General features: G+C 61.2%; 21 protein-coding genes. 10 read left to right on the top strand and 11 right to left on the bottom strand.

Annotation, left to right across the window (positions count from 1 at the left end; translation table 11 throughout):
- Nucleotides 1-9: 9 nt before the first annotated feature.
- Nucleotides 10-1,005 carry an ArsR/SmtB family transcription factor gene (locus GIW79_RS07195; RefSeq protein WP_054899040.1) on the bottom strand — a complete coding sequence of 332 codons (996 nt, stop codon included), beginning with the start codon at nt 1,003-1,005 and terminating at the stop codon, nt 10-12.
- A 259-nt stretch (nt 1,006-1,264) separates the two neighbouring features.
- On the opposite strand from GIW79_RS07195, the gene tkt reads away from it, so the two are divergent.
- From tkt to fba, 6 genes are all read left to right on the top strand, one after another.
- Nucleotides 1,265-3,262, top strand: coding sequence for a transketolase (gene tkt / locus GIW79_RS07190; protein ID WP_034128906.1), 1,998 nt, complete (start codon nt 1,265-1,267; stop codon nt 3,260-3,262).
- Between the two features lie 138 nt (nt 3,263-3,400).
- Nucleotides 3,401-4,456, top strand: a complete 1,056-nt coding sequence (gene epd / locus GIW79_RS07185; protein WP_003194958.1) for an erythrose-4-phosphate dehydrogenase — start codon at nt 3,401-3,403, stop codon at nt 4,454-4,456.
- A gap of 17 nt (nt 4,457-4,473) precedes the next feature.
- A complete protein-coding gene (locus GIW79_RS07180) occupies nt 4,474-5,637 on the top strand; it encodes a phosphoglycerate kinase (RefSeq protein ID WP_054898179.1) in 1,164 nt (387 codons plus the stop codon).
- Nucleotides 5,638-5,668: 31 nt separating this feature from the next.
- A complete protein-coding gene (locus GIW79_RS07175) occupies nt 5,669-5,896 on the top strand; it encodes a hypothetical protein (protein WP_003194953.1) in 228 nt (75 codons plus the stop codon).
- A 60-nt stretch (nt 5,897-5,956) separates the two neighbouring features.
- Nucleotides 5,957-6,289 (top strand): MliC family protein, encoded by a 333-nt coding sequence (locus GIW79_RS07170; protein ID WP_054898180.1) that lies wholly within the window; start codon nt 5,957-5,959, stop codon nt 6,287-6,289.
- Nucleotides 6,290-6,564: 275 nt separating this feature from the next.
- Entirely contained in the window at nt 6,565-7,629 is a 1,065-nt protein-coding gene (fba, locus tag GIW79_RS07165) for a class II fructose-bisphosphate aldolase (RefSeq protein ID WP_003177554.1), read from the top strand.
- A 312-nt stretch (nt 7,630-7,941) separates the two neighbouring features.
- Here fba and GIW79_RS07160 read toward each other — a convergent pair whose 3' ends face one another.
- On the bottom strand, nt 7,942-8,607 hold the full coding sequence (locus GIW79_RS07160) for a polysaccharide lyase family 7 protein (RefSeq protein WP_003194947.1): 666 nt from the start codon (nt 8,605-8,607) through the stop codon (nt 7,942-7,944).
- A 312-nt stretch (nt 8,608-8,919) separates the two neighbouring features.
- On the opposite strand from GIW79_RS07160, the gene GIW79_RS07155 reads away from it, so the two are divergent.
- From GIW79_RS07155 to GIW79_RS07145, 3 genes are read left to right on the top strand one after another with little or no spacing between them, the layout of a single operon-like run.
- Complete coding sequence (locus tag GIW79_RS07155; protein WP_054898181.1) at nt 8,920-11,025, top strand: putative bifunctional diguanylate cyclase/phosphodiesterase; 2,106 nt, start codon at nt 8,920-8,922, stop codon at nt 11,023-11,025.
- 42 nt (nt 11,026-11,067) lie between these two features.
- Nucleotides 11,068-11,568, top strand: coding sequence for a M48 metallopeptidase family protein (locus tag GIW79_RS07150; protein ID WP_034128904.1), 501 nt, complete (start codon nt 11,068-11,070; stop codon nt 11,566-11,568).
- 17 nt (nt 11,569-11,585) lie between these two features.
- Nucleotides 11,586-11,882 carry a winged helix-turn-helix domain-containing protein gene (locus GIW79_RS07145; RefSeq protein WP_014720272.1) on the top strand — a complete coding sequence of 99 codons (297 nt, stop codon included), beginning with the start codon at nt 11,586-11,588 and terminating at the stop codon, nt 11,880-11,882.
- Nucleotides 11,883-11,970: 88 nt separating this feature from the next.
- Here GIW79_RS07145 and GIW79_RS07140 read toward each other — a convergent pair whose 3' ends face one another.
- Nucleotides 11,971-12,423 (bottom strand): GNAT family N-acetyltransferase, encoded by a 453-nt coding sequence (locus GIW79_RS07140; RefSeq protein WP_054898182.1) that lies wholly within the window; start codon nt 12,421-12,423, stop codon nt 11,971-11,973.
- A 197-nt stretch (nt 12,424-12,620) separates the two neighbouring features.
- Between GIW79_RS07140 and GIW79_RS07135 the strand changes: the two genes are divergently transcribed.
- A complete protein-coding gene (locus GIW79_RS07135; RefSeq protein ID WP_057976512.1) occupies nt 12,621-13,358 on the top strand; it encodes a substrate-binding periplasmic protein in 738 nt (245 codons plus the stop codon).
- Nucleotides 13,359-13,464: 106 nt separating this feature from the next.
- Here the strand turns inward: GIW79_RS07135 and yccS are convergent, their stop codons facing one another.
- From yccS to betA, 8 genes are all read right to left on the bottom strand, one after another.
- Complete coding sequence (gene yccS, locus GIW79_RS07130; RefSeq protein ID WP_034128901.1) at nt 13,465-15,648, bottom strand: YccS family putative transporter; 2,184 nt, start codon at nt 15,646-15,648, stop codon at nt 13,465-13,467.
- Between the two features lie 207 nt (nt 15,649-15,855).
- The gene (locus GIW79_RS07125) at nt 15,856-17,034 is read right to left on the bottom strand and encodes an NAD(P)/FAD-dependent oxidoreductase (RefSeq protein ID WP_236452416.1); all 1,179 of its coding nucleotides are present in this window, start codon (nt 17,032-17,034) and stop codon (nt 15,856-15,858) included.
- A gap of 145 nt (nt 17,035-17,179) precedes the next feature.
- Nucleotides 17,180-18,517, bottom strand: coding sequence for an ATP-dependent RNA helicase DbpA (gene dbpA / locus GIW79_RS07120; protein WP_229999345.1), 1,338 nt, complete (start codon nt 18,515-18,517; stop codon nt 17,180-17,182).
- 197 nt (nt 18,518-18,714) lie between these two features.
- Entirely contained in the window at nt 18,715-20,142 is a 1,428-nt protein-coding gene (gene mdtD / locus GIW79_RS07115; protein WP_034128900.1) for a multidrug transporter subunit MdtD, read from the bottom strand.
- Between the two features lie 36 nt (nt 20,143-20,178).
- Nucleotides 20,179-21,069 carry an alpha/beta fold hydrolase gene (locus GIW79_RS07110; RefSeq protein WP_054898184.1) on the bottom strand — a complete coding sequence of 297 codons (891 nt, stop codon included), beginning with the start codon at nt 21,067-21,069 and terminating at the stop codon, nt 20,179-20,181.
- 264 nt (nt 21,070-21,333) lie between these two features.
- Nucleotides 21,334-22,650 (bottom strand): TldD/PmbA family protein, encoded by a 1,317-nt coding sequence (locus GIW79_RS07105; protein WP_200583497.1) that lies wholly within the window; start codon nt 22,648-22,650, stop codon nt 21,334-21,336.
- Nucleotides 22,650-24,092 carry a TldD/PmbA family protein gene (locus GIW79_RS07100; RefSeq protein ID WP_236452414.1) on the bottom strand — a complete coding sequence of 481 codons (1,443 nt, stop codon included), beginning with the start codon at nt 24,090-24,092 and terminating at the stop codon, nt 22,650-22,652. The genes GIW79_RS07105 and GIW79_RS07100 overlap by 1 nt, the downstream gene beginning before the upstream one ends.
- A gap of 219 nt (nt 24,093-24,311) precedes the next feature.
- Entirely contained in the window at nt 24,312-26,015 is a 1,704-nt protein-coding gene (betA, locus tag GIW79_RS07095) for a choline dehydrogenase (RefSeq protein ID WP_054898187.1), read from the bottom strand.
- Nucleotides 26,016-26,204 lie beyond the last annotated feature (189 nt).

Raw genomic sequence — 26,204 nt, 5'->3', positions numbered from 1 at the left:
TCCTGATATTTACCGATGGTGAGTGTCGCCAGCCGGTCGCTGAAAATGGCGGACCTGAATCTGGAAACCATTACGTAAACCTACATAGAGGCTTTCCCCGGGAACGAGTCCCGCAGCGGTGGCCCAACGGGCCAGATCGTCCTGTTCAAAACCCAGCCAGAGATCACCGCAGGCCTCCTTGGCCCAATTCTGGTTGTGGCTGCATAAATCCGTAACCAGCAGGCTACCGCCGGGGTGCAGCAACCCGGCCATTTGCTTGAGAGCTTCTGCCGGTGCGGCGAAATGGTGCAAGACCATGTTCAGCACCACGCAATCGGCTCGCAGGCCGGTGTCACTCAGGGCGTCGGCCAGCTGCAGGCGCACATTGCCCAAGGCTTCGCGCTCACAGAGTTGACGCGCCAGTTCAAGCATCGCCGGGCTGTTATCCAGCGCGGTGACCTGCTCGAAGCGACGCGCCAGTTCGGGCAGGAACCCGCCGTCGCCAGGGCCGACTTCCAAGGCCGTGGCCTCTTCACTGAAGCTCAGCTTGTCCAGCAGCGCCAGTACGCTTTCGCGATACTGGGCCAAGCCGGCGATCAGATCCTGCTGGGCGCGAAACTTATCGGCCACCCGTGAGAAAAAATCCTGGCTGGCGGCGGCGCGTTGCCCGTGCACCTGGCCGATACGCGATTGCACATCGCCGGGCAGGCACAAGTTATCCACTTCTTCGAGCAGGGCAGCGTGCAATTTGCCGCCAAGCAGTTCGGTATGGGGCAGTGCACGCCGGTAGAAAATCGCATTGCCTTCGCGACGGGTGGCCACCAGGTCGGCCTGGGCCAGCACCTTCAAATGGTGGCTCATGCCGGACTGGCCGATGGCGAAGATCTGCGCCAGCTCCAGTACTCCGAAAGAATCGTTGGCCAGTGCGCGCAGTACGTTCAAGCGCAACGGATCGCCAGCGGCCTTGCACAAGGCAGCCAGTTCATCGCCGTCGTCAGGACGCAGGGAGGGCACGGGTAGGTTCATAAGGCCAGCAGTCTAGTGACGGGTGTAGATCCTCGCAAGGCCAATATCAAAAAGTTTTGATATTGAACGATAAGTGGCGGTTATAAGCTGTCGCTATAACCTTTAGACGAACCGGTTAAAGGTTTCTGCAAGGGATTGATGCCCAAAGCACAGGAAAAACGCCCTCAAGTGACTATCTGTCATTGCCCGCAGGCGGTGGCTGAGGGAAAATGCCGGTCCTTTTTTCCGTTTCTTTTCAGCAAACTCCAGGAGATCAGCGATGCCCAGCCGTCGTGAGCGTGCCAACGCCATTCGTGCCCTCAGCATGGATGCCGTGCAAAAAGCCAACAGCGGCCATCCCGGTGCCCCGATGGGCATGGCGGATATCGCCGAGGTACTTTGGCGTGACTACCTGAAACACAACCCGAGCAACCCGTCGTTCGCCGACCGTGACCGCTTCGTGCTGTCCAACGGCCACGGCTCGATGCTGATTTATTCGCTGCTGCACCTGACCGGCTACGACGTCACCATCGACGACCTCAAGAGCTTCCGTCAGCTGCACAGCCGCACCCCGGGCCACCCGGAATTCGGCTACACCCCGGGCGTCGAGACCACCACCGGTCCCCTGGGCCAAGGCCTGGCCAATGCGGTTGGTTTCGCCCTGGCGGAAAAAGTCCTGGGCGCGCAGTTCAACCGCCCCGGCCACGACATCGTTGACCACCACACCTACGTATTCCTGGGTGATGGCTGCATGATGGAAGGCATCTCCCACGAAGTCGCTTCCCTGGCCGGTACCCTGGGCCTGGGCAAGCTGATTGCCTTCTACGATGACAACGGCATCTCCATCGACGGTGAAGTCGAAGGCTGGTTCACCGACGACACGCCAAAGCGTTTCGAAGCCTACAACTGGCAGGTGATCCGCAACGTCGACGGCCACGATCCGGAAGAAATCAAGATCGCCATCGACACCGCTCGCAAGAGCGCGCAGCCAACCCTGATCTGCTGCAAGACCACCATCGGTTTCGGCTCGCCGAACAAGCAAGGTAAAGAAGATTGCCACGGCGCCCCGCTGGGTGACGCGGAAATCGCCCTGACCCGCGAAGCACTGAAGTGGAACCACGGCCCGTTCGAAATCCCGGCCGACATCTATGCCGAATGGGATGCCAAGGAAAAAGGCCTGGCGGCTGAATCCGAGTGGGACCAGCGTTTCGCTGCGTACTCCGCCGAATTCCCTGAATTGGCCAACGAGCTGGTACGCCGCCTGGCCGGTGACCTGCCTGCCGACTTCTCGGAAAAGGCCTCGGCCTACATCGCTGAAGTCGCGGCCAAGGGCGAGACTATCGCCAGCCGTAAAGCCAGCCAGAACACCCTGAACGCTTTTGGCCCGCTACTGCCTGAGTTCCTCGGCGGTTCTGCTGACCTGGCCGGTTCCAACCTGACCCTGTGGAAGGGGTGCAAAGGTGTCTCGGCCGAAGACGCCAGCGGCAACTACATGTACTACGGCGTGCGCGAGTTCGGCATGAGCGCCATCATGAACGGCGTGTCCCTGCACGGCGGCCTGGTGCCATACGGCGCGACCTTCCTGATGTTCATGGAATACGCACGTAACGCCGTACGTATGGCGGCACTGATGAAGAAGCGCGTGATCCACGTCTACACCCACGACTCCATCGGCCTGGGCGAAGACGGCCCGACGCACCAGCCGGTCGAGCAACTGACCAGCCTGCGCACCACGCCGAACCTGGATTGCTGGCGCCCAGCCGATGCGGTGGAATCCGCCGTGGCCTGGAAGCACGCCATCGAGCGCAAGGATGGCCCTTCGGCGCTGATCTTCTCGCGTCAGAACCTGCAGCACCAGGTGCGTACCGACGCGCAGATCGCCGACATCAGCCGTGGCGGTTATGTGCTCAAGGACTGCATCGGCGAGCCGGAGCTGATCCTGATCTCCACCGGTTCCGAAGTGGGCCTGACCGTTCAGGCGTACGACAAGCTGACCGAGCAAGGCCGCAACGTTCGCGTTGTGTCCATGCCATGCACCAGCGTGTTCGAAGCCCAGGACGCCGGCTACAAGCAATCGGTGTTGCCGTTGCAGGTCAGTGCGCGTATCGCCATCGAGGCGGCTCACGCCGACTACTGGTACAAGTATGTGGGCCTGGAAGGCCGCGTGATCGGCATGACCACCTACGGTGAGTCGGCGCCGGCGCCAGCGTTGTTCGAAGAGTTCGGTTTCACCCTGGAAAACATCCTGGGTCAGGCTGAAGAGTTGCTGGAAGACTAAGTCAGTCTGCGTTGTCTGTACTGGCGCCATCGCGGGCAAGCCCGCTCCCACATTTGGATCACGGTCCACTGTGGGAGCGGGCTTGCCCGCGATGGCGCCAGTACATTCATCACTGAACTAACCTTGATCGAGAACCCCATGCCCCAACCGCGTCCCTACAAAGTTGCACTCAACGGCTACGGCCGCATTGGTCGTTGCGTCTTGCGTGCTCTGTTCGAGCGAGGGGCGGCGGCCGGGTTTGAAATTGTCGCGATCAATGATTTGGCCGACATGGCCAGCATCGAATACCTGACACGCTTTGACTCCACCCACGGCCGCTTCCCTGGCGAAGTGCGGGTTGAAGGCGATTGTCTGCATATCAATGGCAACTGCGTGCAAGTGTTGCGCAGTGCCACCCCCGAAGGCATCGACTGGAAAGCACTGGGCGTCGACCTGGTGCTGGAATGCTCCGGTGTCTATCACACCCGTGCCGATGGCCAGCGTTTTCTCGACGCCGGCGCACCGCGTGTGCTGTTTTCCCAGCCGATGGCCAGCGAGGCGGATGTCGACGCCACCATCGTCTACGGCATCAACCAGGATTGCCTGACCGGCGATGAGCTGCTGGTGTCCAACGCGTCGTGTACCACCAACTGCAGCGTGCCGTTGTTACGCCTGCTGGACCAGGCGATCGGCCTGGATTACGTGTCGATCACCACGATTCACTCGGCGATGAACGACCAGCCGGTCATCGACGCCTATCACCACGAAGACCTGCGCCGCACGCGTTCGGCGTTTCAGTCAGTGATTCCGGTGTCCACCGGCCTGGCGCGCGGCATCGAGCGACTGCTGCCGGAACTTGCCGGGCGAATCCAGGCCAAAGCCGTACGGGTGCCGACGGTGAATGTGTCTTGCCTGGATATCACCATGCAAACCGTCAGTGACACTGACGCGGCCGAGGTCAACCGAATCCTGCGCGACGCCGCCACCAGCGGCCCGCTCAAAGGTCTGTTGGCCTACACCGAGTTGCCCCACGCCAGTTGCGATTTCAACCATGACCCGCATTCGGCGATTGTCGATGCCAGCCAGACCCGCGTTTCCGGCCCCAGGCTGGTGAACATCCTGGCCTGGTTCGACAACGAATGGGGCTTTGCCAACCGCATGCTGGATGTTGCCGAACACTATCTGCACATCGCTTCTAAACAACCTCAACAGTAATTCAGGAACTGCGACCCATGACCGTGTTGAAGATGACCGACCTCGATCTGCAAGGTAAGCGCGTACTGATCCGCGAAGACCTCAACGTCCCCGTCAAGGACGGTGTTGTCACCAGCGATGCGCGAATCCTGGCCTCGCTGCCGACCATCAAGCTGGCCCTGGAAAAAGGCGCGGCCGTGATGGTCTGCTCCCACCTGGGTCGCCCGACCGAAGGTGAGTTCTCCGCCGAAAACAGCCTCAAGCCGGTCGCCGAGTACCTGAGCAAGGCCCTGGGCCGTGACGTGCCATTGGTCGCAGACTACCTGGGCGGCGTGGACGTGAAAGCCGGCGATATCGTGTTGTTCGAAAACGTGCGCTTCAACAAGGGCGAGAAAAAGAACAGCGACGAACTGGCCCAGCAATACGCCGCCCTGTGCGACGTGTTTGTGATGGACGCGTTCGGCACCGCCCACCGCGCCGAAGGTTCGACCCACGGCGTGGCCAAGTTCGCCAAGGTCGCCGCGGCGGGCCCGTTGTTGGCTGCCGAGCTGGATGCGCTGGGCAAGGCCCTGGGCGCTCCGGCCCAACCGATGGCGGCCATTGTTGCCGGCTCCAAGGTATCCACCAAACTGGACGTGCTCAACAGCCTGAGCCAGATCTGCAACCAACTGATCGTCGGCGGCGGCATTGCCAATACCTTCCTGGCCGCTGCCGGCCACCCGGTGGGCAAGTCCCTGTACGAGCCAGACCTGCTCGACACCGCCCGCGCCATCGCCGCAAAGGTCAGCGTGCCGTTGCCGGTGGACGTGGTGGTTGCCAAGGAATTCGCGGAAAGCGCCGCGGCGACCGTCAAGCTTATCGCTGACGTGGCCGACGACGACATGATCCTGGACATCGGCCCACAAACGGCGGCCAACTTCGCCGAGCTGCTCAAGGCATCCCAGACTATCCTGTGGAATGGCCCGGTGGGCGTATTCGAGTTCGAGCAATTTGGCAACGGCACCAAAGTGCTGGCTAAAGCGATCGCTGAAAGCTCGGCGTTCTCCATCGCTGGCGGTGGCGATACCCTGGCGGCTATCGATAAATATGGTGTGGCTGATCAGATCTCCTACATTTCTACCGGTGGCGGCGCTTTCCTCGAGTTCGTCGAGGGCAAGGTGTTGCCAGCCGTGGAAGTGCTGGAAACCCGAGCCAAAGGTTAAGGCTCGCGTGATCAGGAAAAGGAGCGTTCCCATGATCAAGTCGTTGGCACTGGTGATCGCAGCGGGCCTGTTGGCCGGCTGCGGCAGCACACCCAGCGCGGCGCCGGAGGCGGATAACGCCAAGGCACCGTTGAGAAAAAGCTGTTACCAGGCTGACTGGCAAGCCGAGACCATGCCGGTGATCAACAAGCGCATCGGCAACGAACGGCTGGAGAAATACGACTCCGCGCCCAACGGTCAGGAACAGGGTTGCCCATGACGGGTCTGATCCACTAACCGATAGCAACGGTGGCCCCAGGTCGCCCTGCGAGGATTGGCAATGAAAGGCGTTTTCGCCCTGGCAGCCCTGGCCCTGTTGGCCGGCTGCAGCAGCATGAACCTGTTCGACAAGGCAGAGCCAGCCGACAAATGGACCACCTGGACCTGCGACAGCAAAGCCGAGGTCAACTGGCGCTTTGCCAACCAGGCCCGCTCCGAAGTGGATGTTCGCCTCGGCGGTTCGGACCAGGTTTATCGGCTCAAGCAAGAGGTAGCCGCTTCGGGCGTGCTGTACAGCGACGGCCAGTTGGCGTTTCACACCAAAGGTGAGGAAGGCCTGGTTTACTGGGTAGCGACGGATGATTTGATTGGGCGCGGCTGCAAAGCCAACTGAGAATACGATCTGAAGTCCAATGAGATCAAAATGTGGGAGCTGGCTTGCCTGCGATTGCGGTGGGTCAGCAAAGCCAATATCGACTGGTTCTCCGCCATCGCAGGCAAGCCAGCTCCCACATTGACCTGCTTCACAGTGGCACTAGCGCTAAGCCACACCAGCAATAACGATTCAGCAGCTCAAGCTCAACCCCTTGATCTGCAATAACTTGAATAGCAGCCGCCGCTACGGCAGGCTTGCACGATTAACGACCCTCGACCGGGAGAGACAACACAATGGCACTTATCAGCATGCGTCAAATGCTGGACCACGCAGCCGAGTTCGGCTACGGCGTCCCAGCCTTTAACGTCAACAACCTTGAGCAGATGCGCGCCATCATGGAGGCCGCTGACAAGACCGACTCCCCTGTGATCGTCCAGGCTTCGGCCGGTGCGCGCAAATACGCTGGCGCCCCGTTCCTGCGTCACCTGATCCTCGCCGCCATCGAAGAATTCCCGCACATCCCGGTGTGCATGCACCAGGACCACGGCACCAGCCCTGACGTGTGCCAGCGCTCGATCCAACTGGGCTTCAGCTCGGTGATGATGGACGGTTCCCTCGGCGAAGACGGCAAGACCCCAACCGACTACGAGTACAACGTACGCGTCACCCAACAAACCGTGGCCATGGCGCACGCCTGCGGCGTTTCGGTTGAAGGCGAGCTGGGCTGCCTGGGTTCGCTTGAAACTGGCATGGCCGGCGAAGAAGACGGCATCGGCGCCGAAGGCGTGCTGGACCATAGCCAGATGCTGACCGACCCGGAAGAAGCCGCCGATTTCGTCAAGAAGACCCAGGTCGACGCCCTGGCCATCGCCATCGGCACCAGCCACGGCGCCTACAAGTTCACCAAGCCACCTACCGGCGACGTGTTGGCCATCGACCGCATCAAGGAAATCCACAAGCGCATCCCCAACACCCACCTGGTGATGCACGGTTCTTCCTCGGTACCGCAAGAGTGGCTGGCGATCATCAACCAGTACGGCGGCGACATCAAAGAAACCTACGGCGTACCGGTTGAAGAAATTGTCGAAGGCATCAAGTACGGCGTGCGCAAGGTCAACATCGACACCGACCTGCGCCTGGCATCCACCGGTGCGATGCGTCGCCTGATGGCCACCAACCCGAGCGAGTTCGACCCACGTAAATTCTTCGGCGCCACTGTGACGGCGATGCGTGATGTGTGTATTGCGCGTTATGAAGCCTTTGGTACTGCGGGTAATGCTTCGAAGATCAAGCCGATCTCGTTGGAAGCGATGTACCAGCGGTATTTGAAAGGTGAGTTGAACGCTAAGGTGAACTAAGCCTCAAGTGTTAATAAAAGCCCGCAGCGATGCGGGCTTTTTTATGGACACCATTTAATCAACTTGCAGATGAAGCGCCGAAACCACGGCGTTCTTTGGCTTGTCGCAACGGTGCTGTAGCACCCACACCGGACCTTTAGCCGACGCACGGTCAATGTGGGAGCCGGGCTTGCCCGCGATGGCAGTGTGTCAGGCGCCGAGGATATTGGCTGATACGCCGCCATCGCGGGCAAGCCCGGCTCCCACAGGGTGCAACGGTGTGTTTAAGACTTTGGGTTTATCTGGGAAAAATCCTGTGTCTCACGGGACGATTCACTCGTGATCAATATCCAATTTCGCAAACGTCACCCGCGCACCCTCATTGGTGTCGCCCGTATTGTCCTGCACATACACCCCCGCCTTGAAGTACAACGGCTTGTCGCCCCATGCCGCGCCAATCCGTTCATTCCACTCACTGTCAGCGGCATACACGCTCAGCAGCCCGGCTTTGTTGAGGTTGATCACGTAGGTGAAGCTCTTCTGCAGTGGCACATTGGAGGCGACGATGATCACCTGGCTTTCGGCCTCGTCCGGGCGCATGCGCACTTTGGCGACGATGTTGCCGGTCTGGGTTTTCTCCTTGAATTGGTACTCCAGCTTGATCAGCGGTTTCTGGCTGTCGTAGGCATGGATCTGGCCGATCACGATCTTGCCGGAGGAGGGCACCTGGTTGACGGTGAGGGTGGCGCGCAGGAAGTTGTCGGCCTCGGGGTAGGTCCAGTTACGCAGGCGGCCGTCGGCGTAGGTTTCGCGCAGTTCGCTGCGTGGGTAGATGGCGTTTTCGGTGCGCGAGCCCGTCACAGGTGTCCAGAACTGCACGTCGCTGCCTTCGGCCTGGAAGTATTGATCGTTGAAGCCGCTCAGCAGCCTTGGCGTTTCAATGGTCGTGGGTGGGGAGCCGACCGGAATGCTCAGGTTCCAGGTGGAAAGGTCGATCATGGTGTTGGCCTTTTTACAGAGGGTGTAGGCATTGGCCCAAAGGGCCTTCCAGGTTCTTTATAGGCCGTGCTGGTGAGATTGTTAAACAATTGCTGGCAATTTATTGGCGTCAGCTAAATGTCAAAAAGCCATGTCGCCCGTGAACCGCGGGCTACAGGGCCTTACCGTTAGTCGGCTTCCTGGCCTTTGGCACAATGAGGGCACCCACGTCACTTCTGCTTTTTTGGCCGCGCGGCTAGAGTGAGCCCTCAGTGTTTATCCGGCCTTGGTAGCAAAAGTGACCGGTGCAGCTCCCTAAGGAAGAGACGTAGCATGGATGGCGCTCCACAACACGACGATGCAATTTCGGTTCTGTTGGTGGTCGATGACTACCCGGAAAACCTCGTCAGCATGCGTGCGCTGTTGCAGCGTGACGACTGGCGGGTGATAACCGCCGCGTCTGGCCTGGAAGCCTTGGAGTTACTGCTGGCCCACGAGGTCGACCTGGTGCTGCTGGACGTGCGCATGCCGGGCATGGACGGTTTCGAGGTGGCGCGCCTGATGCGTGGCAGCCAGCGTACGCGCATGACGCCGATTATCTTTCTGACGGCCACCGCCCATTCGCCCGACGCGGTGCTGGAAGGCTACGCCAGTGGTGCGATCGACTACCTGTTCAAGCCCTTTGACCCGCACATCCTCAAGCCCAAGGTGCAGGCCTTGCTCGAGCACCAGCGCAATCGCCGTGCCTTGCAGCGCCTGAGCCATGACCTGGAATTGGCCCGCGCTTTTAATGCCTCGGTGCTGGATAACGCCGCCGAGGGCATTCTGGTGGTGAGCGAAAACAGTGTGATCGAGTATGCCAACCCGGCCATTTCCCGGCTGTTGAATGCAACGATGGCTGAGTTGCAGGGCGAAAGTTTCCTCAGTTTCCTGCAAAAGCCCCATGTGCCAGCCTGGTTGGGCTTTCCCATGTACGAGGCATATCGCCGGGGCGAGACGTGGCGCCAACACGATGCCATTTTGCGCACCGGTCGGGGCCAGCAAGTGCCGGTAGCGTTGTCCTGCGCGCCTTTGCCTGCGGAGCAGAAGGCAATGGTGGTGACGGTGCTGGACATGTCTGAAGTGCGTCACCTGCATCAGCAACTGGAATTCCAGGCCGTGACCGACCCGCTGACCGGGCTGCTGAACCGGCGCGGTTTCCATCAGGCGATGGAGAATACGTTGCTGCGCAGCGAACGTAGCGAGCAGGCGCTGGTATTGCTGTACCTGGACCTGGATGGCTTCAAGCGGGTCAACGATACGTTGGGCCATGACGCCGGGGATCGCGTGCTGCGTTGGGTTTCGGAGCAGATGCAAGCATGCCTGCGTTCCTACGACATTCTCGGGCGCATGGGTGGGGATGAATTCACCGCGTTGCTGGAGCTGGAGTTTCCCGAGCAGGCCGCGAAGATCGCGGAAAAGCTCATCGAGCGGGTATCGGTGTGCCAGCAGGTCGATGGTCTGGAGGTGATGCTTGGGGTCAGTATTGGCATCGCGACGTTCCCGGATTGCGGCTCGGACTTGAGCGGCCTGCTACGGGCCGCGGACATTGCCATGTACGAAGCCAAGCGCGCCGGCCGTCAGCAGTATCGTTACTACGACCAGGAAATGAACGGCCGCGCCCGCTCGCGGTTGATGCTGGAAGACAGTGTACGTACCGCCATCGCCAACAAGGATTTCACCTTGGTGTACCAGCCTCAGGTCTCTCTGGAAGACGGGCGTTTGCGCGGCGTCGAAGCGCTGTTGCGCTGGCAGCATCCCAGCGTCGGCGATGTGCCGCCGGGCCTGTTCTTGCCACTGCTGGAAGAGGCGCGGTTGATCAACCAGTTGAGTGCCTGGATCTACCAGCAAGTCGCCGCCCAGCGCCAGGCCTGGCAAGCCACCTTCGACCCCGAACTGGTGTTGAGCGTGAGCCTGAGCAGCAGCCAGTTCAACATGCCCAACCTGGCCAACCAACTGCAGCAGATGCTGGAGCGACATGGGTTACAGGCGCGACAACTGGAGGTGGAAATCGGCGAAGACTGCTTGATGAGCAATCTCGCCGAGTCCACCAAGCAACTCCAGTTACTGCGCCGGATAGGGGTGCGGATTGCCCTGGACGATTTTGGCTGCGGCCAGTGCTCCCTGGCCCATTTGCGCGACTTGGCGTTCGACACCCTCAAGCTTGACCCTCAACTGGTGGCGCGCCTGCCTGGCTCGGTGCGGGATGCGGCGATGGCGCGCAGCATCATCCAACTGTGTGAGCATTTTGGTGTGCTGGTGATCGCCGAAGGCGTGGAGACCCTTGAGCAAACCCAGTGGCTCAAGGCCAATGGCTGCGCCCATATCCAGGGGCCGTGGGCTGCGCTGCCGTTGATGGCCGAGGACGTTGCCGGCTGGTCGTACCCTCGCGCGCTTTGAATTCGCTACACTGGCGCCCGTCCCAATTGCGTTGCAGAGCCCATGACCGCGTTGAAATACCTCCAGGCATACCCCGCCGCGCTCCAGGAGCAAGTGCGCCAACTGATCGCCAAGGACCAGTTAGGGGCTTACCTGGACCAGCGTTACCCCGAACGCCATGCGGTGCAGAGCGACAAGGCCCTGTACGCCTACGCCCTGGCCTTGAAGCAGGAGCACCTGCGCAACGCGCCGTCTATCGACAAAGTGCTGTTCGACAACCGCCTGGACCTGACCCATCGTGCCTTGGGTTTGCACACCACGATTTCTCGGGTGCAGGGCGGTAATCTCAAGTCCAAGAAAGAGATCCGCATCGCTTCGCTGTTCAAGGAGGCGGCCCCGGAGTTTCTGCGCATGATCGTGGTGCACGAGCTGGCGCACTTCAAGGAATCGGACCACAACAAGGCGTTCTATAAACTCTGCCAATACATGATGCCGGGCTACCATCAGGTGGAATTCGACCTGCGTGTGTACCTCACCTGGCGCGATTTGCAGGGCAAGCCCTAACCCCAAGGCGACTGACCATGGATGTGAGCAAGACCAAAAGCAGCTTCTACCGCCGCCTGTACGTGGCGTACTTGATCGACAGCCAACTGGCCAGCAGCGTCCCGGCGCTGACCGAGGCCACCGGTATGCCTCGGCGTACCGCCCAGGACACCATTGCGGCGTTGGCCGACCTGGATATTGTGTGTGAGTTCGAGCAGGAGGACGGTGCGCGTCACCATGCCGGGCGCTATCGGATTCGGGACTGGGGGGCGATTGATCGGGGGTGGATCGAGGCTAATCTGGCGTCGATCAAGCAGGTGTTGGGCTATCCCTGAAGGTCGGCTTAGGCAGGACTGACGCTATCGCGGGCAAGCCCGGCTCCCACAGTCCAGTGTGGGAGCTGGCTTGCCTGCGATGGCGCCCTCAGATGCGCCGCATACCAATATGTGGAATATCATCTTCCAGGTATTCCTCACCCGCCACCACAAACCCATATCGCCCGTAATACCCCTGCAAATGCGCCTGGGCCGAGAGAAAAATCGGCGTTTGCGGCCAGATATCCTCAATGCGCTCAAGCGCCTCCTCCATCATGTGATGCCCCAGCCCGGTGCCCCGTGCCGCTGGCGAAACGATGACGCGACCAATCACCACATCGCCGCCCTGGGACTCCGGGTCCAGCAGGCGCAGGTAAGCCAATAGCTCATTATCTTGCCAGGCCATCAGGTGATGGGTGTCACCCGCCAGGTCCTGCCCGTCGATGTCCTGATACGCGCATTTCTGCTCGACGACGAATACCTCGCTGCGCAAGCGCAGGACGGCATACAGCTGGTCCTTGCCCAAGTCGTCGTGATGTTTGCAAATCCAATCAACCGTCATGATGTGTGCTCTTGTAAAGACGTGCCTGGATAGTAAGCGCGGCGGGCGCTGCTGTCTAAAATTGGCAAATGTGTGAATGGCGTCAATTTGCCATCATTGAGTGCGTGCGCTGCTGGCTGCTTTGTGTAATCTGCAATGCAGGCTCATTGATGAGCTACTGTTATCAGGCCACCGCCTGCCCGCCAAGGACTTTGAGCATGCCGAGATTGACTCGTGCCGTTGCTTTGATCGCAGTGCTGCTGCTGGCCCAGCCGGTGCTGGCACAGCGTCTGCGTCTGGTGGCGGATGGCTGGCCGCCCTTCACCGATGCCACCTTGATCAATGGCGGTTTGGCCACCGATATCGTCAGCACGGCCCTGGCCCGTGCGGGGTACGCCAGTGACTTTGAGCAGGTGCCCTGGGCCCGTGCGCTCAAGGGCGTGGGCGATGGGCGCTACGATGTGCTGATCAACGCCTGGTACGACGAGGCCCGCACGCAGTTTGGCCAGTTTTCTGCTGAGTACCTGCTTAACCGTGTGCGCTTTCTCAAGCGCAGCGACGATGACATTGTTTATCACAGCCTGGCCCGACTGCGCGACGAGACCATCGCCGTGGTACGCGGTTACGCTTACTCGGCGGCGTTCGATCAAGACTCCCAGCTACAGAAAGTACCCGTGCACAACTTCGCCATGGCGGTGCGCATGCTCGCTGCGCGGCGTGTGCGGTTGACGCTGGAGGACGAATACGTAGCGCGTTATTACCTGGCTCGGGAGTCGCCGCGGGTGCGCAATGCGGTGGCGTTTGTGGGCAAGCCGTTGAGCGAGAACAGCCTGCACATTCTGGTCAGTTTGAAGAACCCCGAGCACGCGCAGATTGTCGCCAGCTTTGATCGGGAGATTGTCAGGATGAAGGCTGATGGCAGTTATGCGCGCTTGATGAAGGCGCATGGGATGTAGCGTGCTTGCGGGCCTCATCGCGGGCAAGCCGGGCTCCCACATTTTGCCCGCATTCTTATGTTGGAACTCGGTCAAATGTGGGAACTGGCTTGCCTGCGATAGGGGTCTAAGCCGCACCGGTATCCTTGATCAGATGCGCCGCCAACGTACGCAACGGCCCCAACTGCCGGCAGATCAACGCCAACTGCGTCTGCACCAACCGCTGCGCCTCATCGATCTCATCGGGCATTTGCTCCAGCTCGGCTGCCAACCCCTCCTCGGCATCACTCTGGATCGCAATCGACTGTTTGTTGGCCAGGCCCGTAGCAATCTCATCGATACTCGCCGCCAGGCTGTTGCCCGCGCCTTCGATCAAGTGCTCGCGCACGTCGGCCGGTAACTGAGTATCGCGGTGCGCACCCAACCCCGACAAATAGCTGAGCAAGGTGTGAGACAGCACCAGGAACCGAAAACCCACGTCGGCTTCCTTACGAAAGTGCCCCGGCTCCATCAGCATATTGGCCAGGGTGGTGGACAACGCGGCGTCGGCGTTGTGCGCGTTGCGGCGGGCCAGGCGGTAAGCCAGGTCGTCGCTCTTGCCGGCGGCGTATTGCTGCATGATCTGGCGCAGGTAGATGCTGTTGCAGGTCAGGGTGTTGGCCAGCACTTTGTTCAAGCGCCGGCCTTGCCAGTCCGGCAGGAACAGGAATACCGCCAGGCCAGCGATCAGGCTGCCGAGCAAGGTATCGAACAGGCGTGGCAGGAACAGCCCGTAGCCATCGCCCACCTGGTTGAAGCAGAACAGCACCATCAGCGTGATCGCCGCCGTCGCCAGGGTGTAGCGGGTGGTGCGGTTGATAAAGAACACCAGGCCCGCGGCGATAGCGAACATCGACTGCACCACCGGGTTGGGGAACAGATCGAACAGCGCCCAGGCCACGGTGAGGCCGATGGCGGTGCCGATAATCCGCTGGCCGAGCTTGCGCCGGGTGGCGCCGTAGCTCGGTTGGCAGACGAACAGGGTGGTGAGGATGATCCAGTAACCCTGGGACGCGTGGATAGCGTGCAGGGTGGCGTAGCCGACGGTCAACGCCAGGGACAGGCGCAGGGCATGGCGAAACAGCAGCGAGGTGGGTGTGAGTTGGGTGCGCAGGCGCGTCCACATTTCCTTGAGGTTGCGCGGGGCGCGGTCCAACAGGTTACTGTCGGTGGCGTCCGCCAGGGCATCGGGATTGCTGGCGTCGCCCAGCAGGCGGTCGAGTGTGGACAGGTTGGCCGCCAAGGCGCGCAATGAACGCAGCAGGCCGCGCCAGGCCGGGTTGCTCTGGATGCGCAGGTGCTCAAGGGACGCGTTGAGGTCGCCCAGGGCCTGGGCAAAACTGTCGTCATAGATGAACGGTTGGCGCAGTTGGATCGACTCGGCCAGGGTCTGGCAGGCCTTGCCTTGCTGGCGCAGCAAGCGCTGGCAGCGAAACAGCACATCGCTATGGAAGAAGGCTTCAGTGAGGGCGTTGTAGGGGTAGTGGGAGGAACTGGCGCGCTCGTGGATGTCCTGGGCCAGGAAGTAAAGTTTCAGGTAGCGGCTGACCTTCGAGCCCGGTCGCCCATTGCCGACGCGGTGCAGGATGATTTCCTTCGCGGCATTCAGCGCAGCCACTACCCGGCCATTTTGCTGGGCCAACTCCAGGCGCCGCGCTTCCACGTCCAGCTGCCGGATCGGTTCGAACAACGATGACTTGAGCTTGAGGTAACGCCCCAGCTCGCGGAACAATCGCGCCAGGCTCTGCTGCACCGGCTGGTTGGAAAACAGCGCCTGCCATAGTACGGACAACACACCGTACCAGGCGGCACCGGCCACCAGCAGCAGCGGCTCATGCCAGAAATCCGTGACGGCGCCACCGCGCTGGTCCACGCCGATCATGGTGTAGACCGACAGAATCAAGGTGGCCGAAGCAATCGCGCCATAGCGTTCGCCCAGTGCGCCGAGCATGGTCAGGCCGAAACTGGCCAGGGCCAGGGCGATGGCAAATATCCAGGGGTAAGGGAACAGCAGCTCCACCGACAGCGCGGCAATGCTGAAACACACCAGTGTCACCGCCAGCGCGTTGAGGCGGCCTTGCCAGCTGTCATCGGTCTCGGCCAGGGCGCTGGCGATAATCCCCAGGAAGAGCGGGATCAGCAGCGTCATTTCATCCTGGTACCAACACAACGCCATGCTGCCGGTGAGGGCGATGAACACCCGTACGCTGTAGCTGAATTTATCCAGCGCCCACAGGCGCCGCATGGACTGCTTGAACGAGGTCGATGACATGAAGTCTGGAGTCTTCCGGGACGTTGTCGCTAAATTGAGCCAGTAATGACGCCACGGCAAGCGTAGCGATCACATCGGGCAGCAAAATTTTCAGTATCACTGCAAAACCAATGTGGGAGCGGGCTTGCCTGCGATTGCGGTGTTGGATTCACTGCCGCTATCGCAGGCAAGCCAGCTCCCACAGGGGGTTGCATCTCAAGGTGCACGTCAGGCGTATTGCGCGGCCGCGTAGCCGGAGGCCCAGGCCCACTGGAAATTGAACCCGCCCAGGTGGCCGGTCACGTCCAGCACTTCGCCGATAAAGTACAGGCCGGGGCTTTTCAGCGATTCCATGGTCTTGGAGGACACTTCCCGCGTATCCACCCCGCCCAATGTTACCTCGGCCGTGCGATAACCCTCGGTGCCGGCCGGTACCAGTTGCCAGCTCCCCAGCTTTTGCGCGATATCGGCAATTTCAGCGTGGGTGTACTGCTTCATAGGCTTGGATTCGAACCAGCTTTGGGCCAGCAGGTTGGCCATCTTCTTGGTGAAGATCTCACCCAACAGGGTTTTCAATTCGCTGTTGGGGTGTTCGGCCTGTTGCTGTTGCAGCCAGGCATGGGCGTCGTGGTCGGGCAGCAGGTTGATTTCTACCGTGTCGCCGGAGTGCCAATACGAGGAAATCTGCAAAATCGCCGGCCCGCTCAGGCCGCGATGGGTGAACAGGATATTCTCGCGAAAGCTCTGGCCGTTGCAGCTCACCAGGCAGTCGACCGAGGTGCCGGACAACTCGCCGCACAGCTCCTTGAGCTGGTCGGTGATGGTGAACGGCACCAGCCCGGCGCGGGTCGGCAGCAGTTCATGGCCGAATTGCCTGGCCACTTGGTAGCCGAAACCGGTGGCGCCCAGCGTCGGGATTGACAAGCCGCCAGTGGCGATCACCAGGGATTCACAGCGCAGCTCACCCAGGGTGGTTTGCAGTTGATAGCCGCTTTCGAGCTTGGCGATTGCCTCGGTGGAGGTGTCCAGGTGCAGGCTCACGCCGGTCTGGATGCACTCGTCGAGCAGCATGCCGAGGATGTCGCTGGACTTGTTGTCGCAGAACAGCTGGCCGAGTTTCTTCTCGTGGTATGGCACGCCGTGCTTGGCCACCAACCCGATGAAGTCCCACTGGGTATAGCGGGCCAGGGCGGATTTGCAGAAGTGCGCGTTGTGCGAGAGGAAGTTGGCCGGCTCGGTGTACATGTTGGTGAAGTTGCAGCGGCCGCCACCGGACATCAGGATTTTCTTGCCGGCCTTGTTGGCGTGGTCGATCAACATCACCTTGCGCCCACGCCCGGCGGCGGTCAGCGCGCACATCAAGCCTGCGGCGCCGGCGCCAATGATCACAACTTCGGTCGAGCGCACAGCCATGTCCTCACAAAACTATTGATTTGAAATGCAATCAACACTGTGGGAGCTGGCTTGCCTGCGATGGCGGTAGTGGATTCACCGTCGCTATCGCAGGCAAGCCAGCTCCCACAGTGATTCGGTCCTTGCAGTCACTATGTTGTTACAGGATCCGCACGCGCAGCGAACGACCTTTGATCTTGCCGTCATTCAAACGCTGCAACGCCTGCTTGGCGATGCCGCGTTCCACGGCCACGAAAGCCTGGAAGTCAAAGATCGCGATCTTGCCGACCTGGGCACCCGGAATGCCGGCTTCACCGGTCAATGCACCGAGGATGTCGCCTGGGCGCACCTTGTCTTTACGCCCGGCGGCGATGCACAGGGTGCTCATCTGCGGCAGCAACGGGCCACCGCTTTGCGGCTTGAGGTTGTCCAGTTGGTCCCAGTTCAGCGGCGACTTCTGCAGTTGCTCGATGGCCTGGGCGCGGTGGGCTTCGGACGGCGCCACCAGGCTGATGGCGATGCCGGTCTCACCGGCACGGCCGGTACGGCCTACACGGTGGATGTGAATTTCCGAGTCGCGGGCCAGTTCGACGTTGATCACCATGTCCAGGGCGTCGATGTCCAGGCCGCGGGCGGCTACGTCGGTGGCCACCAGCACCGAGGTGCTGCGGTTGGCAAACATCGCCAGTACCTGGTCACGGTCGCGCTGTTCCAGGTCACCATGCAGGCCAACAGCGGAAATGCCTTTGGACGTCAGGTGGTCGACGGTTTCCTGCACTTGCTGCTTGGTGAAGCAGAACGCCACGCACGAAGCAGGGCGGAAGTGCGCCAGCACCTTGGTCACGGCGTCCATGCGTTCTTCCGGGGAGATCTCGTAGAAGCGCTGTTCGATCTGATCGTCGGAGTGGAACGCTTCGGCTTTCACTTGCTGAGGCGCACGCATGAACTTGGAGGCCAGTTGCTTGATGCTCACCGGGTAAGTGGCCGAGAACAGCAGGGTCTGGCGGCGCGGTGGGGTCTTGCTGATGATGTCTTCGATGGCGTCGTAGAAGCCCATGTCGAGCATGCGGTCGGCTTCGTCGAGGATCAGGGTGTTCAAGCCGTCCAGCACCAGTGAACCTTTACGCAGGTGCTGCTGGATGCGGCCCGGGGTGCCGACGATGACGTGGGCGCCGTGCTCCAGGGAGGCAATCTGTGGGCCGAGGGACACGCCGCCGCACAGGGTCAGTACCTTGATGTTGTCTTCGGCACGGGCCAGGCGACGGATTTCCTTGGCGACCTGGTCGGCCAGTTCGCGGGTCGGGCACATCACCAGCGCCTGGCACCCGAAGTAGCGCGGGTTGATCGGGTTCAGCAGGCCGATGCCGAATGCGGCAGTCTTGCCGCTGCCGGTCTTGGCCTGGGCAATCAGGTCCAGCCCTTTGAGGATCACCGGCAAGCTTTGCGCCTGGATCTGCGTCATCTCGACGTAACCCAGCGAGTCGAGGTTAGCCAGCATGGCGGCGGACAGGGGCAAAGTATTAAAAGCGGTGGCGATGGTAGTCACGGGACTGGCTCTGCAAAACAAAATGTCGCGCAGTGTAACAGGCCCCCTTGGGTTTCTTTGTATGTTCTCGACGAGGAGTAGGGGGGCGCGGCAAGTTATCAGCTGCAAGCCGCAAGCTTGAGGCTTACAACTTGAAGCTTGCAGCTGCTTCAATGCTCGATATCGTGCTCGCGGCTGACCACCCGTTTGCCGTCCTTGGGCGACAGCTGCAGGAAGATCGCCGCTGCCAGCATCGCCATGAGGCCCACGGTGAGGAAGGTCAGTTGGAAGGCGCCCAGCACGGTATTGACCCCGTCATTGCCGGCTTCGGCGGTAAAGCCGCCGAGCAATGCACCGGCACAGGCCACGCCCAGGCTCAGGGACAATTGCGCCACTACCGACAGCAAGCTGTTGCCACTGCTGGCCTGGGCGTCGTCGAGGTCGATCAGGGTGACGGTGTTCATGGCGGTAAATTGCAGGGAGTTGATGGCCCCCAGTACCGCCAGCATGGCCAACAGCAGCGGGTAGGGCGTTTGTTCGCTGACCAGGCCCATGCTCGCCAGCATCAGGCCCAGGGCCAGGGTGTTGCCGGTCAGGACGATGCGGTAGCCGAGGCGCTCGATAAGCGGGCGTGCGATGGACTTGGCGAACATCGCCGCCGCCGCCAGTGGCAACATGCTCATGCCGGCTTCCGACGGCGAATAGCCCAGCGCCACCTGCAGCAGCAGCGGTACCAGGAACGGCAATGCGCCGCTGCCCAGGCGCGCAAACAGATTGCCCAGGATCCCCACGGCAAAGGTGCGCGTCTTGAACAGCACCGGCGAGAACAGCGGGTTATCGATATGCCCGGCGCGCAGCCAGTACGCCGCCAGGCAGGCGAACCCGCCGAACAGCAGCAATATCACGCGCAGATGCGGCAGGTGCAGTTCGCCCAGGCCTTCCATGGCGATGGTGATCAGCACCATCGCCGCGCCGAACAGCAGAAAGCCCAGGCCGTCGAAGCGCGTGCGCTCGCTGCCGCGCAGGTCGGGGATGAATTTCCACACGGCGTAGCAACCGATCATGCCCACCGGCAGGTTGATCAGGAAGATCCAGTGCCAGGTCAGGTATTGCACCATCCAGCCGCCCATTGTCGGGCCAAGCAAGGGGCCGAGCAGGCCTGGAATAGTGATGAAGCCCATGATCCGCACCAGCTCGGAGCGTGGATAAGCCCGTAGTACCACCAGTCGCCCGACCGGCAGCATCAGCGCACCGCCCAGGCCCTGGATCACCCGTGCGCCCACCAGCATGCTCAAGCTACTGGACAGCGCACACAGCAGCGACCCGATGCTGAACAGCATGATCGCGCCAAAGAAAATCTTCTTGGTGCCAAAGCGGTCAGCGATCCAGCCCGACGCCGGAATCAGCAAGGCGACGGTGAGCATGTAGGCGATCACCACGCCTTGCATGCGCAGCGGGTTTTCCGCGAGGTCTTGCGCCATGGCTGGTAGCGCGGTGTTGAGAATCGTCCCGTCCAGCGACTGCATGAAGAAGGCAATCGCTACCACCCAGGGGAGCCAGCGGGCGGTCTTGGCATCGAGAGGGGCACGATTCGGCATGGGATCCCTTTTAATTAGCAGGCTATGTGTTGGCGATTATGCGCCATCCGTCGCCGCTTTTCCCACTGGCGGTTCGTCTATATCTGACAATGTCACCTGCTCGCCCACCAGGAAATCCAGCAACGCCCGATGCACTGCCAGCGCGGCTTCGCGGGACTCCAGGTCCAGCAGATGGCCGGTGTGTTCGGCCACCGCAAAGCTGCTGCGGCCTACGTAGTGTTTGAACAGCTGGGCTTCGTCGGCCGGCGTGTATTCGTCCAGCGCGCCGTTGAGAAAGTGCACCGGTGTTTCAATCTGCCGCAGTGCCGGCAAGTAGTTGCCATCGCCCAAGCCCAGCACCTGATGGATATGAAAGCGCGCCTGGCGGTATTCGGTGGTGGCCATGGTCGACAGGTGTCGATGGTTATTGCGCTTGAGGCGCGGCGACAGGTATTTGCCAACCGTTTCGTTGAGCAGATGGCCGACCGCCGACTTGTCATCGGCCTCGATCAGCACACGCACGCGCTCGACATATTCCAGCATCGCCTGGTTGAGGTTGGGCGCCAGGGCCATCACCACCGAGCTTTCGATGGAGGGCGGGTTGTGCGCCAGGGTCAACAGCGTGGAGATGCCGCCCCATGAGGCCGAAACCAGATGGTTGACCGCAAAGCGTGCTACCAAGGCACGCAGGATTTGCACCTCGTCGTCCTTGGTGACTAGGTCGAGTTCGGTGTTGTGCTCGCGTGACAAGCCAGAGAATGGCAAGTCGAACAGCAGCACATTGAAGTGCTCGGCCAGGCATTTGCTGGTGCGGGCAAAGGAGCGTGTGGTGGACAACGCGCCATTGACCATCAGTACGGTTTTTCTATGCGGGTCGTTACCCAGTTGCTCTACGTGAACGTTGTAGTGCTTGTACAGTTTTTCTATGACGAAACTTCCATGGTTCATGTCAACGCTCCAGCTTGCCTTTCCCGGGCAAGGTTATGCTCTCGTGGGCAGGGGTGGCGAGAAGCCATTAACCGTTATAACGAGGAATAAGCAGAGCGACAACATGCCGAACGGCCAAAGTAGGCGGGATAGAAGTTTCGTCGCAGCGCAGGTTATTGAACTGTAGGAGCGAGCTTGCTCGCGAAAAACGACAACGATAACGCAGCGCTGACAGCCAGCCCGCGGTGTCTGTACGTTCTTCGCGAGCAAGCTCGCTCCTACAGTTTATAAAGTCAGCGTCAAACGGTTTACCAAAGCGCCTGGCAACAGGTTGGAAGCGGTGTTGCGCTGGTCATAGGTACTGGCCGACAACAGCAGCTCCCGATCAGCGGTCAGCGCTTCCAATTGCGAACCGAGCAACTGATAGACACTGTCATCAAAGCGCATGGTGCTGACCGGCGCCTTGATCTCGCCGTTTTCCACCCAGAAGGTCGCAAAGCGCGTCATGCCGGTCAGGCGCGCTGCTGGCAGGTCGGAGTAGTTCAGGTACCAGAGGTTGCTGATATACAGACCGGTGCCCAACTGCTTGAGAATATCGGCCTGGGCCAGGCTGCCGGCCGCCATTTGCAGGGCGCTGGGCGACTCGTCGCTGCTGGCGCCGTTGGTGCTCAAGCCGTATTCGGCGGCGCTGCGCGAGTTGACCAACTGGCCCTCGGCTTTGCCTGCGTTGATCAGGGTGACATCCTCACGCGGGTAGCCTTCAGTGGAAAACGCCTGGCTCAGGGAGCCGCTGATCTGCTCATCCACCGTCACCAGCGGGCTCAATGACTGATCACCCGCGTACAGGCGTTGCAACGAACTGCCTTTGCTCGCGATGGCCTGGGCCGAAAAACCACCCCAGGTGATGATGCTGATGATTTCTTCCAGCGCTGCCGGCGCCAGGTAGGCGCGGTACTGGCCGGGCGCCAGGGTGTGGAGCGGGCGACCGAGAAACGCCAGTTGCTCACGGGCCTGTTGGAAACGGGCGGCGAATTCGGCGCTGTTCCAGGTGTGCCCGGCGTAGCTGGCTTTTACCGCTTCGCCATTGGCGTGGAACAGGCTGAAGTCGAAATTGAAGCTGTTAGCCCGGTGCCAGCCGAACGCCCCCGATGAGCTGGCGAAACCACGGCTGATCGGGCCGGCGGCGTAGAAGCCAACCAGGTCCACGCCATCGGCGGCCTGGCTGATGTCGTCCAGCACTTGGGCCAGTTCCGGCAGCGGGCGCAGCTGTTCGTTATGGCTGTGCCAGGCGTCGGGGTTCAGCAGCAGGTACGGGTCAGGCGGCAACAGCGGCAAGGTCTCGCGCAGTTGTTGCAGGCCATTCGCCAGGCGCTGGCGATCCAACTGCGCCTCGCCCGACAGGGTGATACCCAGATCGGCGTGGCGCCCATCGTTGATCAGCTTGAGGTTCAGGCTGGCCTGCTGTACCTGGCCGGCCTGGCGTACCTGCGCATGGTTGAAGCGCACGAACTCGGACGCCTCATCCGCGTAGCCGAGGTGAAATTGTTCTTGATCGGTGACCGCCTGCTTGAGCCAATCCACCAGAGCCTTGAAGTGGTTCATCAGGCATCTCCCCCAAATACATCGACATTGCTGAATACACAGGCCGGCGACGCATGGCCGACACGGATCACCTGGTTGGGTTCGCCCTTGCCGCAGTTCGGCGTGCCCAAGACCTTGAAGGTGCTGGCGTCGCCTACCGCGCTGAGCTTGCGCCAGAACTGCGCGGAAATCGCCCGGTAGTTGGGGTTCTTCACCACGCCCTTGAGTTCGCCGTTTTCGATCAGTTGGCCCCACTCGCAGCCGAACTGGAACTTGTTGCGCGCATCGTCGATGGACCACGAACGGTTGGTCGACATCAGGATGCCGCTCTCAATGCCGCCCACCAGTTGCGCGAGGCTTTTATCCCCAGGCTCGATATTCAGGTTGGCCATGCGGTCGATGGGCGCACGGTTCCAGCTGCAGGCGCGGCTGTTGGCGACGCCTGGCAGGTTGGCGCGAAATTGCGACAAGGCCCCGCCCAAGGGCTTGAGCAGCAGGCCCTCGCGAATCAGAAATTGCTTGCTGGCAGGTGTGCCGTCGTCGTCATGAGCGTAGCTGGCAAGCTGTTCGGGGATGTCCGGGTCGAAGGTGACGTTGAGCAGCGGTGAGCCATATTGCAGGTGGCCGAAGTCGCTGGCTTTCACAAAGCTGGTGCCGGCGTAATTGCGCTCGTCACCAAGGATGCGATCCAGCTCCAGCGGATGGCCGATCGACTCGTGGATCTGCAGGATCATTTGGTCGGGCATCAGCAGCAGGTCACGCGGGCCGTGGGGCGTATTCGGTGCGAGCAGCAATTGCAGGGCTTCGTCGGCCACCTTGCGGGCGGCGCCCACCAGGCCAAAACGCTGGATCACCCCGGCACCGCCTTGCTGGCCGAAGTTGGTACCGCCCAGGGTACGGGTCTGGCTGTCGTTGCCGTTGAAGGCGGTCACACTCAGGCCCGGAAAGACAAAGCGCTGGGCCTGACGCAATTGCGCGCCGGCGCTGTTGAGATAGATCTGTTCAACCCGCGTGGTCCCCAGGCTGACTTCCCAGCTCACCAGGCGCTCATCCTTGGGCACGGCGGCGGACTCATCGCCGAGCAATTGGTAGCAGTCGCTCAGGGATGGGAAGGGCTGGTCGAGGTCGGGAGACAGGTAGTCGGCGACGTCGCTGGACACTGGCTGCTGGTGCAGGTCGAGCAGGGCGTGAGGCTTGATCAACCGGGCTTGCTGTTCAGCGCGCTCAAGGGCGGCTTGCAGGCCGGCAAGGGAAATATCGTTGGTCGCGGCGTAGGCTTCCACGCCGTTGAGACGCACGGTAAGCATGGCGCCTTCGTCGTGGCCCAGGTGAGGCGGCTCGGCGACGTTCTTGCGTACTGACAGGTACTGACCGGATTCGCGCACGTAGCGCAGGGAGAAAAATTCGGCGGTGGTGCGCAGGGCACCGAAGTGTTTCTTGAGCGTGGCGTGGTGTTCGAACATGGGGCCTTCCTTGTGGGCGGCTCGGCGCGGGCAGGCGAACAGAGTAGGCCTGGGCGGGGAGCTGATCAAGGGAGGTTTTGTTGTGTGATCGTTCCCACGCTCTGCGTGGGAATGCCACCCTGGACGCTCTGCGTCCGCTCTTGAAGGGCGTGACGCAGAGCATCACAGGATGCGTTCCCACGCGGAGCGTGGGAACGATCAATCACTGGGGTGTTTCGGTTACTGCGCCAATGGCCCTACTTCACGCATAGGCTTGCCACGCACCGGCGCATCGCCTGCTACGTAGTAGTCAGCGGTGCTGCGCGGCAGTGGCTTGCGGCCACGGATCTTGTCGGCGATTTTCTCGGCGATCATGATCGTTGGCGCGTTCAGGTTGCCGGTGGTGATGATCGGCATGATCGAGGCATCGACCACACGCAAGCCCTGCATGCCATGCACGCGGCCTTCGCCATCGACTACGGCCATCTCGTCGGTGCCCATCTTGCACGAGCAGGACGGGTGGAACGCGGTCTCGGCGTGCTCGCGGATGAACTTGTCCAACTGTTCATCGGTTTGCACTTCAATGCCGGGGCTGATTTCGCGGCCACGGTACGGGTCCAGTGCCGGCTGCTGCATGATTTCACGGGTCAGGCGGATGCCATCGCGGAACTCCTGCCAGTCCTGCTCGGTGGCCATGTAGTTGAAGAGGATGCTCGGGTAGTCCCGTGGGTTCTTCGACTTCAGCTGGATACGGCCACGGCTTGGCGAACGCATGGAGCCCATGTGCGCCTGGAAACCGTGCTCTTTCACACCGTTGCTGCCGTTGTAGTTAATCGCCACCGGCAGGAAGTGGTACTGGATGTTTGGCCACTCGAACTCTTCACGGGTACGGATAAAACCGCCCGCTTCGAACTGGTTGCTGGCGCCGATGCCGGTGCCGTTGAACAGCCATTCGGCACCAATTGCCGGCTGGTTGTACCAGAGCAGCGAGGGGTACAGCGACACTGGCTGGGTGCACGCGTATTGCAGGTACAGCTCAAGGTGGTCCTGCAGGTTTTCACCCACGCCAGGCAGGTCGTGGACCACCGGGATGTCGAGGCTTTCCAGCAGTTTGGCCGGGCCGACACCGGAGCGTTGCAGCAGTTGCGGCGAAGCGATTGCGCCACTGCACACCAGCACTTCTTTGCGCGCACGGGCTTCAACGCGCTCTTCGGCGGCGCCGATCAGGTAACGCACGCCCACTGCACGCTTGCCTTCGAACAGCACTTTGTCGGTGAGGGCATGGGTGACGATGGTCAGGGTCGAGCGCTTTTTAGCCGTGTCCAGGTAGCCGCGTGCGGTGCTGGCGCGACGGCCGTTCGGCGTGACGGTACGGTCCATCGGGCCGAAGCCTTCTTGCTGGTAGCCGTTCAAGTCTTCGGTACGTGGGTAACCGGCCTGTACGCCGGCTTCAACCATGGCGTGGAACAGCGGGTTGTTGCCCGCTTTCGGCGTGGTCACGCTGACCGGGCCGTCACCACCGTGCCAATCGTTGGGGCCGATGTCGCGGGTTTCGGCTTTGCGGAAATACGGCAGGCAGTCCAGGTAGGTCCAGTCTTCCAGGCCCGGCAGCTTCGACCAATTGTCATAGTCCATGGCGTTGCCGCGGATGTAGCACATGCCGTTGATCAGGGAAGAGCCACCCAGGCCCTTGCCGCGCCCGCATTCCATCCGGCGGCCGTCCATGTGTGGCTCTGGATCGGTTTCGTAGGCCCAGTTGTAGCGGCGGCCTTGCAGCGGAAAAGCCAGGGCGGCTGGCATCTGGGTGCGGAAGTCGAGGCGGTAGTCCGGGCCACCGGCTTCCAGCAGCAAAACGGTGACGCCTTCGTCTTCGGTCAGACGGGTCGCCAGGGTGTTACCGGCAGAGCCGGCACCCACAATGATGTAATCGTATTCTTGGGACATGAATGTACCCTCGTAAAATGGGTTCAGGCTGCTTTTGTGGCGAGGGAGCTTGCTCCCGTTCGACTGCGCAGCAGTCGCAAAATCAGCGCTCGAGTTCTGTCTGAAAGAACTACTGGGTCTGGAATGGGGCTGCTTCGCAGCCCAGCGGGAGCAAGCTCCCTCGCCACAGAGGAGCATTCCAGGCCCATA

It is taken from the genome of Pseudomonas sp. PA-7-1E, from assembly GCF_021605325.1.
Classification (GTDB): Bacteria; Pseudomonadota; Gammaproteobacteria; order Pseudomonadales; family Pseudomonadaceae; genus Aquipseudomonas; species Aquipseudomonas fluorescens_BV.
This window is presented reverse-complemented; position numbering and strand designations above follow the sequence as displayed.